The organism is Sphingobacterium sp. CZ-UAM (assembly GCF_002000245.1).
GTDB lineage: Bacteria > Bacteroidota > Bacteroidia > Sphingobacteriales > Sphingobacteriaceae > Sphingobacterium.
In genome coordinates this window covers 1816456-1830910 of sequence record NZ_MTCM01000001.1, presented here as the reverse complement: position 1 = coordinate 1830910, position 14455 = coordinate 1816456, and the positions used below count along the sequence as shown (strand labels likewise).

The following is a 14455-nucleotide window of genomic DNA, read 5'->3' as shown; positions in this document are numbered from 1 at the left end:
TTTTTCAAAAACAGATCGTATATAGGGATAATCCTTGTTATTTTGTCGCTTTCTCCTTATTGACTTTACCGAAATTATAGGTGAGTCCAAAAAAATGGCCAAAGGAGAATTTCTCCGTTGTGGATACCGTGCCGGCTGTTCCCAGGTCGTAGGTTGTCGCTCCATCCGCCTTGTAGGCGCTGGAGATACCCGAAGTTCTGCCCATGCTTAAACCGCCCTGCAAAATGATTCGTTCTTCCTTACCCAAAATTAGACCGACTCCAGTCAGCAGCTGGAATTTTTGATTTGTGGTAAATAAGGCGCCGAAGCTCAAGGTGGGGCGAACCCAGTCTGCACTGCGTAGTGAGAGGTTGAGGGTAGAGCCAAAGCCAGAATCATATTTGCCTCTTTTCTTCTCAAGGATCGTCTGGTTGGCTCCCGTTCCCTTGATTTCGTATTCCTTATCCATCAATGTCGAGAGGAATATTCCGCCGCTAACATCAATTTTAACCCCACCTTTTACCCAGATATTATAGGTATAACGATCGGGAGTGGGATTCACTCCTTTTCGGGCATAGCGTTCCACCGTGATTTCGACCGCGTCAATATTTTTCCCATTGATATCGACAGGCAGCATATAGTTTTGAAGTTTCAACTGCAGCATCTCGGTTATTTTTTCCTTGATCTTATCCGAGACCGGTTGGATATTTTTTAGGGTTTCATCATAATTTTTCTTTGTTTCTTCAAACTGTGCGGCTTCATTTCCTATCTCCTGGTTAGTTCGGATCATGGATGAAAAAGAGGCCGCAAATGTGGCCCGCTTGGCCGAAAAATCAGAGGCTGTCAGAAAATCTTCTGCGGAGACCTTGCCGAGGTATGTTTCCAGATCAATATTCAGGTCGTTGAATTTTTCTTTCAATAATGAAATCGCTGTATTAATCGTTTCAATATCTCCTTCAGGATTTCGGGCAGTACCAGCTCTTGCTGTATTCAGAAAATTGTTGAATTTTACGGTGTCAACGTAGTTTTTGGAATAAATCGATTTGGATACATAATTTGCTTCCAGATCGCGCAGCGCTGCTTTTTTAATGCTGATATCGTCATTTAATTCCTGAATCCGTTTATCCCAGCTAGTTGCCCTTGTTAGGTCTTTGGATTGATTTGATTTCGCTACCTTGAGATCATCTTCCAATTTTTTGAGTTCCTCCTGAGCCTTCGCTATTCCTTGTGTCGTAGGATCGTCCTGTTCCTGTTTTGCGCCGGGTGTACCGTTACCAATAATGAGTTTCCCTAGGCTGTCTATGGGACTCACGCCAGCATTGCCGAATAAATTGATCACATTGTGGTTGATAACATAAGTGTATTTATAGGGATTTCCGTTAATCAGTTGGAAAGCAAGTGGCTCGCGGGTTCTTATTTGCAACCGTGGAGATTCACATTCGGTATCAACCAAAGCATTTCTGGTGGGGGCTGCTAGATCCAGAGTAAATACCCTTGTTTTAATATGGTTTTTATCATCTGGTTGTTTTTTACATTTTACGGAGTCACTGGGATGTGGTGGTGTTTCGCCGCGTTTTTGGCCAAAAACTGGAATTATGGTGCCAAGAGCCATTGCGGTTAATAGTAGTTTTCTTTTCATATAGGTTTATTTATCTGTATAATATCATTTTTCAATAAATGGTTTTAAGTAAGATGGGGAGGGGCTAAACTAATAGGGTACATCAGGGCTAAGAAGGATCAGCAAATATAAGTGAAGATATTTTAAAATAAGGACAATGTCAATCACTAGGAATAGTGAATTTAATTTTTTTCGGGACAAATTAGCTACTCGAACGTCTTGTAAATATAATCAATTATATCTATACAATTTTATGCAGATAGCTTGGTCATTCTAGTCATGACGAATGATCAGAAAACAACCGACGAACGAAAGAGAAAACTTTTTTAATAATAACTATTCACTTAAATTAAGAAAACATGAAAATCAAAACAGCTTTAATAGCGACTTGTATTTCATCTACAATGTCCCTGTTATTCGTGGCCTGCCGGCAAGATGAATTAATGGATGCCAAAACGAATCTGCTCAGTAATGGCAAAGCATCTCTCTCTGAGGGTCTTCCCACACTAACCGCTTCTGCTGATGCCTATGTTCGCGATGGAAATTATGCAAATAATAATTATGGAGCAGAAACCTCCTTGGCGGTTAAATCCGATCAGGCTTCGTTTAAGCGCAAATCCTATATTAAGTTTGATTTGACCAGTGTCCAAAATTTAGGGATCAGTTCAGCAAGACTTTCTTTAAATGTTAGGCAGCTCAACACCTCATTGTACAGGACGGTAAATGTTTATGCGGTAAAGACGAATACCTGGGATGAGAAGACTATTAATTGGAACAATGCACCTATGGATACCGTCCATGTAGGTAAGTTGCGTATTACTGGGACAGGACATTATTCTCTTGATGTGACCAAAGCGATCAAAAACCAGGTGGGAGCAGTCAATCAGCAGGTGACTTTTCTATTACTTAACACCGGACCAGCTAATTCGACCGGAGATGTCTCTTTTTCATCTCGGGAGCTAGCTGATCGGGCCCCCCAGTTGGTGTTCAATTCCTCGGAAAAGGATTCTACGGATGTTGATAAACTACTTGCTAAATACAATTTGGTGTGGAACGATGAATTTGAAGGTGCCACAATGGATCAAAGCAAATGGAGCTATCGTGCAGAAGGAACAGTTAGAAAATTTGCGACTGTCAACAATGCAAAAACAATTTCGCTGGACGGCAATGGCAATATGGTGGTCAAAGCAATTCGGGAGGGAGATAAGTATTACGTTGGTCAAATCAGTACAGATGGTCATTTTAATCCGACCTATGGTTATTTTGAGTGTCGTGCAAAAATGAACACAAAGAAAGGACCCCATGTTGCTTTCTGGTTACAGTCACCTTCTATTGGAAGCACTCCTTATGATAATCCCGCAGTCAACGGTGCTGAGGTGGATATTTTTGAATACCTTCGTAATACGTCGGGACTAGTTCATCAAACCATTCACTATAATGGTTATACTGATCCCTATCACAAATCGAGTCAAGTTAGCATTCCTTATCCGGAGGTAGATAATGGATACCACACTTTTGGACTTCTCTGGACCGACACTTCATATACGTTTTTTATTGATGGCTATAAAACAAGAGAAACAAATTTCGGTCTTTCAAAACGTTCAGAATATATGATTCTCAGTACCGAACTGACAGGTTGGGGCGGGCCGCCACCCTTTAATTTACCTGACAGTGTATTATTCGATTACGTAAGGGTATATCAACCTAAATAATAGTTTTTAAGTAGGCTTCGAAAGGAGAAAAAGGATCTTTCGCCTGCTTTTTAAGCGATACACTTTTATGCGAATAAGGCCAGATAAAATTTTCTCGTCATGTTACAGTTTAACATACGGCTATATCATGACGAGAAAAAAATAAACCTTTCTCTTTGAGTTCTATCATATTAATGTATTTAAGCTGTTTACTGAGACAACCTTCTCGATTCATTACGAACTATGGGTATTTATCTCATTTATTACAACGATATCTATTTATCTCTTAGCAGATCTTCTCCAAATATTTAGCCTGGTTTTCGTCGCCAGTCCCGTGGAGTTTTGCCAGAATATTTTTTAAATTCACGGCTGAAATATTTTAAATCACTATAACCTACTTTGTAAGCTATTTCGCTGATATTAAGCGTTTCATCGTTCAGGTATTCCATGGCTTTTTTCATTCGGATAGCTTTCAAAAAATCGTTTACTGTCAATCCGGTCAACATATGCAATTTTTTGTAAAGAATAGGTCTGCTCATATTTAAATGTTTTGAAATCATATCCACGTTAAAGCCGGGGTCATCGAGCTGCCTTTGGATAATGTCGATGACTTTGTCAAGAAAAGGATCTGTAATGGGAGCCGTTGCACTATTAAATTGGTCATGCTTTTTAGTTTGTTGCAATGGTTGGATCAATTGTTTATTGCGTTGCTGCTGTATTTTTTCACGTAAACTAAGTAGGTTACTGATTTGTAAGGCAAGCGCTTGTATACTAAATGGTTTGCCGATGTAAATATCGGCACCATGCTGCAATCCTTGTACAAGCTGTTGGGACGAGATCATTGCTGTGATGAGAATAATTGGAATGTGATTTGTACGTTCATCCGCCTTCAGGCGATAGCATAGGTCGTACCCATTTATCCCCGGCATCATTACATCACTTACGATAACGTCCGGAATAAGTTCGATCGCAGTATCCCATCCATCAAGGCCATTTGTGCAGGTAGCGATCTTGTATTTTTTTTCAAGCATCTCCTTATTTAGCTGGAGAATTTCAGCATTGTCTTCGATCAGTAGGATGGTATGGCGTTTCTCAGTAATCTGAGCGATCATACTTTCTGGTAATGGAAGCTCTGGGCTTACAATGAAGTTGTCAAACAATGGCCTATTTACGTGTACTTCTTTGTTTTCTGGATCCTTATTTGGCTGGCGGCTAGTGCTTTCAGGTATAGCATTCTTGCGTAGTATAATTGTAAAAACCGTGATATTACCGTTTTGGCTTAGCGAGCTAGTCACAGAGATCGTTCCATGGTGCAATTCAATGATACTTTTTGCCAGCGCAAGGCCAATTCCATATCCCTTATGATCGGTTGATTGGTCGTCTTCCTGAAAATAGTTGGTAAATATTTTAGACAGGTTTTCCGGGGTGATACCTTTTCCATTGTCCCGTATAGTAATTACCAGACTGTTATTTTTATCTTCGATTTGAGTGACGACAAATCCGCCACTGGGGGTAAACTTGTAGGCGTTGAAATAAAGATTATAGAATACTTTTTCTAGCTGGACCCGATCAAAATAGAGGTATATGGCGCCTGTATGGCAAAGAAATTCAGACCGGATACCAGATGCGATAGCCCAGTCTTCAAATGTTAAATAGATCTCCCGAAGAAAAGATACAACATCTACCTTCTCAGGATGTAAGATCAGATTTCCAGATTCAGCTCTCCGAAAGTCCATCAGTTCGGTCAGCAGGTGAAGCAAGCTTTCGGAGTTCTTTCTGATTATCCGAAGTTGTCTTATACTCTCTTTATCCGCCAGGTCGAGCAGGAGCATTTTTTCAACAGGAGCCATTATAAGCGCTAGCCGTGAGCGCATTTCATGGGAAATATTCGTGAAAAAATCCAATTTTAGGCGAGTCAGTTCCTGATCACGTTTGACCATCGACCGGAGCACAAAAAAGCGGATGAACAAAAATACTATAATGGCAAGTAACAGTAAATAAAATAAATAAGCCCATATTGTTTTCCAAAAAGGAGGCCGTACAACAATTTGAAGTTGCGTGGATTGACCCCATACACCATCATTATTGGAACCTTTGGCTAGGAATGTATATTTACCCGCAGGCAAATTCATATAAGTGGCTGTTGGCTGGTCGGCATAATTCCAGCTATCGTCGAATCCTTCCATTTTGTAGGCGTATCTGTTTTTGGACGGCTGCACATAATTTAGCGTAGCGAACTCCAATGTAAATACATTTTGTTTATGTGTAAAACTGATCTCGGTTGCGCCGCTGATCTCTCTATTTAGTAAATCGTCGGGTTTTCCGATATGAACTTGATGATCGAATAGTTTTAAACCCGTCATAAACGTTGGCGGAGCAAAAGTATTTTCGCTGATCTGATCTGGGTAGAAATAGGTGAGCCCGTTATAACCGCCAAAAAACATTTCTCCTGAACTGCTTTTGTAGCAGGAGTTTATATTAAAAATATTGCTGGATAGACCATCGTCTTTATTGTAGTTTTTGAATAAATTACGTCGCATATCCAGTTTACTGAGACCATTTCCAGTCGAAATCCAGAGATTTTGCCCATCATCTTCCAGTATTGCCACGATATTATTGCTGGGCAGCCCCTCTGCTTTTGTATGCCGCCTAAATTTTATTTTTGGGACAGCTTCATCATATCGGAATAAGCCTGATGCCGCCGATCCGACCCATATTTCCCCATTTTTGTCTTCATAGATACAGTTGATATTATCGAGCGGAAACTGTTCTGAAAATGGGAATTGTGTTATTTTACCATTCTTCATTCGAAATAGGTGGCTACTGGTGCCAACCCAAATATCACCAGTTCTAGCTTGAAGGATCGTTTTTACCATTCGGGCACCAATGGCTTTGCTCAACTTGTTTTGGGGGAGGGGCAACAATGAACGCCCAGACCGCTTAAAAGCGAGTAATCCTGTCTGTGTTCCTATCCAGAATAGACCAGTTGTGCTTTCACATATAGCCAGAGCTTCGGCATTTCTAGTCTGCGTATCATTTTGAGTATAAAAGAAGCGTGTAAAATTATCGTTAGTGGCGTCATATAAGTTCAGCCCACCACCATGGGTTCCGATCCAAAAATTACCATCCCGATCTCGGTAAATAAGCTTTACAAGATCCGATCCGAGGGAATTGGGGTCAAGCGGATTATAGGTGAACTGACGTATGATCTGTCGTGTTCGTCTATCTATGATGTTGATCCCGCCGCCCTCTGTACCTACCAATAGACGATCGGTCGACTTGTCTTCAGCAATAGCGCTGATCACATTGTTGTTAATTCCTATTCCATCCGCATTCGTTCCGTAGTTTTGGAAAGGCGTGTTGTCTATCGCGATACTGTTGACCCCACCCCAATAGGTGCCAATCCATGCGGAGGCCTGTTGGTCAAAGAAAATGCTGTATACTGAATTATGACTCAGGGTTTGTTGGTTATTCGGAACCGAACGATAGTTTTTAAAATCACCACTTTGTGATTTATATACACTGATACCACCCTGAGTGGCAATCCACAATTTTCCGGTGGCATCCAACTTCAGGTCCCGGATATTATTATTTACGAGACCATTGGCGCCGGATGACTGTATATGCTTGAACGACTGTTTTTTGGTGTCAAAACGATTGACTCCGCCTTGTTGTGTGCCTATCCACAATGTATTGGAATGGTCTCCGGTGATGACAGTAACGTAATTATCACTTAGGCTCGATTTATCACTGGGCTTATGCCGGTAGGATTTAAACTTTATTTTTTCCTTGTTCCGAGTCATCTCCGTTAATCCTGCCGAAGATCCGATCCAATAGCTGCCCCGCTGGTCCTGATAGATTGTTCGGGCGTTGTTGTTTGTGGCTAATCCACCTACGGAATCGGGGATTGCGATCAGCCGAAATTGGGTCGAAGGGCCTTTATTTTTTAAATATAATCCGATGGATGACCATATCCAGATATTTTTCTGCCTATCTTCGTAAATGCAGCTGATGTTAACCGGCTGATCGGCTTTCGTGGCGCTAAGCAGTACCTCGTCCAGCTCATCGGTTTCACTGTTATAGCTGTTTAGTCCATTACGGGTACCTATCCAGAGCCTGTCTTGAGAGTCGTATAACAGCTGTGTAATATAATTTCCTTGTGTACTGGCTGTGATTGGTAGCTTGCGCGTATACGTCTTAAAACGATGTGTGTCAAACCGTGTGAGCCCGTTCTGCGTTCCGAACCACATAAAACCGTTCGCGTCTTGGGTTATGGAGAGTACGGCTCCAGGTGCTAGCCCGTCCTCTGATGTAAGCCGGCTAAACAGTAACTCCTGCGCCTCCAATGACATTACACAGCAAAATAAAACCACCAAAATATTAGTCTTGAGCATGTTTATAATGGTTCGTTAAAAAATTTAGGCGCAGGATAATAAAAATATCATTAACAACATAAATATAAGCATATCTTTTACAATTTTACCCCATTTTTTTTCTGATTTTACCCTATATGGATCGGTATTGTACGATAGCTTTGGCCTATGAACCAATTATAAAACAATGCGATGTTTAAACAGTTAGCTTTCATGTGCTTACTATTGATTGCCTTTGGCGTAAAAGCACAAAACAGACAGATAAAAGGAATTGTAAAAGATGACAAAGGATTGCCTATTGAAAATATCAATGTACAAATCCAGGGAAAGAAAGGCGGAATTCATACGAATGCGTCGGGTAATTTTTCAATAGAAGCAACTGCTACGGATGTGCTCGCATTTTCCGCGGTAGGTTACCAGACCAGGACAGTTCCTGTCAATAGTATCCAGGTTCCATTTGTGGTAGTAATGCCGTCACAATCCATTGCGATTGAAGATGTGGTCGTGATTGGTTATGGCACACAAAGAAGAAAAGATCTTACAGCATCTATTTCCTCTGTTACCGCCAAGGATTTTCGGGAGCAGCCTGTGGTCAATATTTCACAGGCCATGCAGGGACGTGTTCCGGGCGTTCAGGTGACTTCCAATGCGGGGGCTCCCGGAGGAGCTATCGCTGTCCGGATCCGGGGCAATAATTCTATCCGGGGTGACAATAACCCTTTATATATAATAGATGGTTTTGTGGGGGCCGATCCCAATAGCATTAATCCCAATGATATTGAGACGATCGATGTGCTTAAGGACGCTTCGGCGACAGCGATCTATGGAAGCCGTGGGGCCAATGGTGTCGTGGCTATTACCACAAAAAAAGGAAAGGCAGGTAAGACAACTATTGATCTGCTTAGCCAGTTCACTTCCGCACGCAGGCTTAAAAAGTTAGACTTGCTGAATGCGGCAGATTTTGCAACTATTGTCAATGAAAAAAATAAGGCACTGGAAGCCAACCCGATTTTTACGCAGGCGCAGATTGAGCAGTATAGAGCCAAAGGCGGTACGGACTGGCAGGACGAGATTTTTCGCACAGCACCTACACAGGAGTATCAGCTTAATATCTCCGGCGGTAATGATAAAACCACTTACTATACCAGCGGCAATTACTTAAACCAGCAAGGTATTATTCACAATTCCTGGCTAAAGCGTTATGCCCTGAGAGCAAGTATTGATGCCAAGTTATACCCAGGTCTTTCTTTTTATGTCAATGCATACGCAAATAGAAATGAAAGCAATAATACCAGTATCACAGGGCGGGACTCGCCTATCGCCCAAGCTATCGCTTGGTCACCAACGGAGACTGTGAGGGATGCCAGTGGCGGTTTTACGATGAATGATCCCTATAGCTCGATCACTTTTAATCCCGTAGCTATCGCCAAGGATCAGAACAACCGCAACAATAATTCGGTATTCTCTACCCTTGCGGGATTGCGTTATCAGATTATACCAGGCTTGAGTTTGGATGTGTCTGGAGCGATCAACTATAATAATAATAATCAGCTTGGGTATAGAGGCATCTATATTGCGTCGGATCGCAAAGCTAGTGCCTCGCGTAGCAATATCGAGAGTATTGGATTGCAGAATACCAACAATTTGACCTACTCACGCCTGTTCAATCAGGAACATCAGGTTACGGTTACTGCCGTGTTAGAATATCAATCATTCAAGTCTACTGGTTTTAATGCAAATGCAGGCGGTCTATTTTTTCCCGCCTTGGGGTATTATAATTTAGCCCAGGCACAGTCTAATGCACTGGGTACATCTTATTCAGACTACCAGTTATTATCCTATCTGGGACGTGCGAGTTATGACTACAAGGGCCGCTATTATATTACGGCTAGTGTGCGCCGTGATGGATCGTCCAAGTTTCATCCCGGAAACCAATACAGCACCTTCCCGTCGGCAAGTGTGGCCTGGAAAATTTCCGAGATGGATTTTATGAAGGAGAATAAGCTTTTTGACAACTTCAAACTGAGGGCGGGATACGGTGTTACTGGTAATCAGGCTATAGGGCCATACAGCACCATTCCTTTATATCAGAATGTGACCACCTTTTTTGCGGGAAATGCCTCAAGTACAGGCATTATCCCCGGTGAACCAAAAGATCCAGATCTAGGGTGGGAGCGGACTACACAATGGGATATAGGGCTAGATGCTGATATGTTTGATCACCGTCTGTCTTTTTCTGCAGATTATTATTCTAAAAATACTGATCGTTTGCTGTTGCCTGTTCCCGTCCCGATGTATATGGGCGGCGGGGCTATTCTGAAGAATGTAGGCGAGGTGAACAATCGAGGAGTAGACCTTTCCTTATCCGGTAACATTCTCCAAAATGGAAAAGTCACCTGGAACAGCGCTTTTAATGTTTCGTTCTTGCGCAATAAAGTCGTAGCCCTGAGTTCGGCGGCAAGTATCGCTGCGGGAGGCAATGTCGGGGCTGGACTTTCTTCGCAGCCGGAATTTAAAATTATCCCAGGCCAGCCAATGGGCTCTTACTGGGGGCTTACCTACCTTGGTACTTGGAAGCCTGCCGAAATAGCGACAGCCACAACCTATGGAAATGTCCCCGGCGATGCGCGCTACGCTGATCTGGATGACAACAAAGTGATAGACGGAAATGATTTTCACCAGATCGGTAATGGCTTGCCCAGATACGCCTGGGGCTGGAATAATACTGTCAACTGGAAAGGCTTTACCTTTAATGTCTTTGTACAGGCTTTAGGTGGCTTTGACAAACTGAATTATACCTATGCTGCTGGTATAACGGGCAATGCTGACTTCCGGCAGGCGACTTTTGCCGAAATAAAAAATAGGTATATACCTGGGGTCAATGAGACATCGGATATCCCCGCTTTTAGCAAAACTTCCAAGCTATATACAGTATCAACACGGTTTCTCGAAGATGGCTCCTTTGTGCGCTTCAAAAATATCAGCCTCAGTTATGAGTTGCCCAGATCACTGATAGGATGGGCGAAGATTGCACTTTTTGTACGCGGGACCAACCTGTTTACGATTACCAGATACAAAGGCTTTGATCCCGAGTCGAATAATACTTCCGGAGCTGCTGGCACGGATACCAACCAGAGCATAGATTATGGTTCGTATCCCAATGCGAAATCGATTACGGGAGGAATGAAAATCAATTTTTAACAAGATAATAAATAGAGCGATGAAAAAATTAGTTCTGGCATTATGTATATTTCCGCTAGTTATCAGCTGTAATAAGCAGCTGGATGAACATCCCAATAGCCTGCTCCCTGCCGGAGATGGGTTAAAAACAATAGAAGGATTACAAACCGCGGTTGTAGGAGCTTATCAGCCGCTAAAAAATGGCTATACCTCAGGCTTTTCCACTGCTGCACTTAATGCTGTACTGATGGGAGCAGATGATATCACGACCCACGTAGGGAGTAACAAGCAGGAGCTGCGCGAGATGGATCAATTCGCAGTGAACGCCACCAACAGCCGGATCGCTGTCATTTGGCTGGGATGTTACAAAAGTATCCAGAGTGCCAATGGTATAATTGAAAATTATAAGAGCACGAGCGGAGATGCCACCCTGATCGACCAATTGGCTGGTGAGGCCTACTTCTTACGCGCCTTTTCCTATTTTTGGTTGGTACGGCTTTGGGGAAATATTCCGCTGGTCACCTCGGCGAATTATGAGCAGTCCCTTTTGACCATACCCAGAAGCAGCGTCCGTCAAGTCTACGATCTGATCGAAGCAGACCTTAAAAAAGCAGAGACAATGATGAATGTCAAGCGAATGCCCGGCCGCGCTAATGCAGGTACAGCGAAGGCATTGTTGGCAGAAGTTTATCTTACTCAGGGAGGGTTTCCGGTCAATGATGCCACAAAATATGCCCTGGCAGCGGAGAAAGCAAAAGAGGTCATGGACAAAAAGGCCAGTTACGGATTTGATCTGGTGCCCAATCTTTCAGATCTCTGGACCGGCACGACAAGTAGCAATAATACAGTAGAGGATGTATTTGCCCTGCAATTTTGTGTAAGTTGCGGTAACAGCAGTGCACTTTACGGAAAGTCCGCTATGCCCGATCCCGAAGAAAGCGGCTGGAGTGATTATTTTGCAGAAATAGGCTTCTTTAATAGTTTTCCGGCAGGAATACGAAAAGACATTACATTTCATACCTTATTCAAAACAGGCAAAGGCGATTTACCTTGGGAGCAAAGTATCACCAAGCACCCCTATTATAATAAGTTTCGGGTCAATATGCCAACTTTGGGTTTTGCCACCAGTAGTACTGACCTTGCAGTGAAGTTATTTCGCTATGCACAGGTTATGCTTACTTATGCCGAGGCTCAAGCACGTACTGGTAAGGTAACTGCTGAAGCATACGAGGCCGTCAACAAGATCCGGCGCCGCGCAGGGCTGGATGATCTAGCTACGGGGCTTTCTGCTAAAGATTTTGCTGCCGCAGTGGTCAATGAACGCGCTTGGGAGTTTGCCGGTGAATACACCCGTTGGTTTGACCTCCAACGGTTGGAAATCGTAGCATCGGCAAATACGAATAAAGCCACTGATGATCTAAAGCCGCTTAACAGCATTACCAAGGAACGGTATTGGCTTCCGGTTCCATACAACGATACACAGGTAAATCAAAATTTATAAATCATAAAAAAATAATGAATTATGAGAAAGTTAATTGTATTGATCACTGTCGGTCTTGGTGTTTTGACTGCATGCCAAAAGGCTGACCAACTGGATTCATTGACGAATCTAAAAGCTAAAGCCATTGCCAATGTGGCTGGGGGAACGACTTATTATATAGACCCCTTGGGTAACGACGAAAGCAGCGGGACCAGTACAACTGCTGCCTGGAAAAGTTTGGCAAAAGTAAATGCATCATTGTTCGGTCCTGGCGACCGAATTCTTTTCAAAAGCGGTGCCGTATGGAATGATACGTTACATCTCAAGAGTTCTGGAAGCTCCGATGCCCCGATTGTGATCGATACGTATGGCGGAGACACCAAAGCCGTAATCAATGGTGGCGGTCAAAGAAATGGTTCGAACGCGCTATATTTGAATCAGGTATCTAATTTCGAAGTCAACAATCTGGAACTGACCAATAGGGTTCCGACCGGAAAACTATATACCGCTACGGGGATTAGGATCAACGGCGGAAGCAATTCCAGCGGTGTCAAAATCAAAAACTGCTACATACACGACGTTAATTCCGTGACCGATGTCCAGATGGACCGGGCGACTTTTGACGCTAATTTCAATAAGGCTAACGGTGGTATTATCATTAGTGGGACGGTGAGCAATCTCCTGGTACAGAATTGCCATATTGCTAATTCTTCTGTAACAGGCATGCGGACGACGGGTACTGCAACGAATGTTATCTTTGATAATAATCTGCTCGAAAATATCTATGGGGATGGTATTATCATGGCTGGGGCTACAGGAGGGTGCAAAATTACCCATAATACAGTGCATAGAGCCTGTATGAATACCAGTAACTACAATTTTGCAGGCATTTGGACCGTGAAAAGTAAAAATACCCTAGTGGCGCATAATGAAGTTTATGGTTTGACAGGAGGTGGCATTAACGATGGCATGGCTTTCGATGCTGATGGCTGGGACGGGCCTTCAACTACGGATGGCGATATTTTTGAATATAATTATTCCCATGGCAATAATGGTGGTTTTATGCTATTTATGGCTGCCTCAAGAAACATTACCGTACGCTATAATGTCAGCGTGGATGATATCGGAACAAGCGGAAAGAAAAAACTTTTTCTATTCAACGGCAGTACCAACCGTAATCATCAGATATACAACAATGTATTCCATATCAAAAATCCAGGTGGCGCTATTTTTCATGGCACACCCTATGGTACTTTTTCCAACAATATCTTTTATTTTGCTGCAGGGACAAGCAATACTTTGCTGGCCAAGAATGACAATGGTCAAGCCATTGCTTTGACCTCACAGAGTAGCTATAATAACAATAATTTCTTTCCGGGTACCACTTTTACGGGGGCCAATATAGGTACTGCAACGGCAAAGGATAATTTTTATACTGATCCGGCTTTTATTAATCCAATTGGAGGACAGGGGTTCGATGCTGCCAAAGGATACGATCTAGGGGCTAATTCTCCTGCACGCAATGCCGGTATTTTAATTGCAAATAATGGCAGTAAGGACTTTTTGGGCAATGCACTACCTGGCGGTAATCCAGATGTAGGTGCTTTCCAACATTCGGTAATCGCACAGGCGGGAAGCAGTTTGGCAGATGCCTTCGTCCGTGATGGCAGCTACGCCAACACCAATTATGGTACATCAGCTGATCTGCTGGTCAAGTCAGACGCATTGTCCTATGCGCGTAAATCCTACGTAAAATTTGATATTGCCTCGGTCAATAAATCAAAGGTAAGCTCGGCCAGGTTGAAATTATATGTTGCTGAAACGAACACAGCCCTTCAACGAATCATTAATATTTATACCACCACTAACACATCTTGGCTGGAAAATACCATAAATTGGAATAATGCGCCAATGGATACCGTCTATGCGGGACAGATAGTCGTTACAGGTGTAGGCCTGCAGACCATTGATGTGACAAAAGCAGTTAACAGACAATTGATGGGTACCGACCGTAAGCTGTCCTTTCTATTGCTCAACACAGGGACTTTCTCTTCCACAGGAAATGTGTCGTTTAGCAGTAAAGAAGTGGCCGCCAACAAACCCCTGCTTGAACTTCAATACTAGCATTGTTCTG

General features: G+C 42.9%; 6 protein-coding genes. 4 read left to right on the top strand and 2 right to left on the bottom strand.

Translation table 11 applies throughout. From position 1 onward, the window contains the following. Window positions 1–37: 37 nt before the first annotated feature. Window positions 38–1618: a hypothetical protein gene (locus BWD42_RS07775; protein ID WP_077434734.1), complete on the bottom strand. Its 1581-nt coding sequence runs from the start codon at window positions 1616–1618 to the stop codon at window positions 38–40. Between the two features lie 338 nt (window positions 1619–1956). Between BWD42_RS07775 and BWD42_RS07770 the strand changes: the two genes are divergently transcribed. Further along, window positions 1957–3309, top strand: coding sequence for a DNRLRE domain-containing protein (locus tag BWD42_RS07770; RefSeq protein WP_077434732.1), 1353 nt, complete (start codon window positions 1957–1959; stop codon window positions 3307–3309). Between the two features lie 287 nt (window positions 3310–3596). Here the strand turns inward: BWD42_RS07770 and BWD42_RS07765 are convergent, their stop codons facing one another. Next, window positions 3597–7682 carry a two-component regulator propeller domain-containing protein gene (locus BWD42_RS07765; RefSeq protein ID WP_077434730.1) on the bottom strand — a complete coding sequence of 1362 codons (4086 nt, stop codon included), beginning with the start codon at window positions 7680–7682 and terminating at the stop codon, window positions 3597–3599. Between the two features lie 192 nt (window positions 7683–7874). Between BWD42_RS07765 and BWD42_RS07760 the strand changes: the two genes are divergently transcribed. Genes BWD42_RS07760 through BWD42_RS07750 form a run of 3 tightly spaced genes read left to right on the top strand, consistent with a single transcriptional unit; the run spans window position 7875 to window position 14445 of the window. Then, window positions 7875–10862: a SusC/RagA family TonB-linked outer membrane protein gene (locus tag BWD42_RS07760; protein WP_175991996.1), complete on the top strand. Its 2988-nt coding sequence runs from the start codon at window positions 7875–7877 to the stop codon at window positions 10860–10862. 19 nt (window positions 10863–10881) lie between these two features. Then, complete coding sequence (locus BWD42_RS07755) at window positions 10882–12342, top strand: RagB/SusD family nutrient uptake outer membrane protein (protein WP_077434726.1); 1461 nt, start codon at window positions 10882–10884, stop codon at window positions 12340–12342. Window positions 12343–12363: 21 nt separating this feature from the next. Beyond that, entirely contained in the window at window positions 12364–14445 is a 2082-nt protein-coding gene (locus BWD42_RS07750; RefSeq protein WP_077434724.1) for a DNRLRE domain-containing protein, read from the top strand. Window positions 14446–14455: the final 10 nt, after the last annotated feature.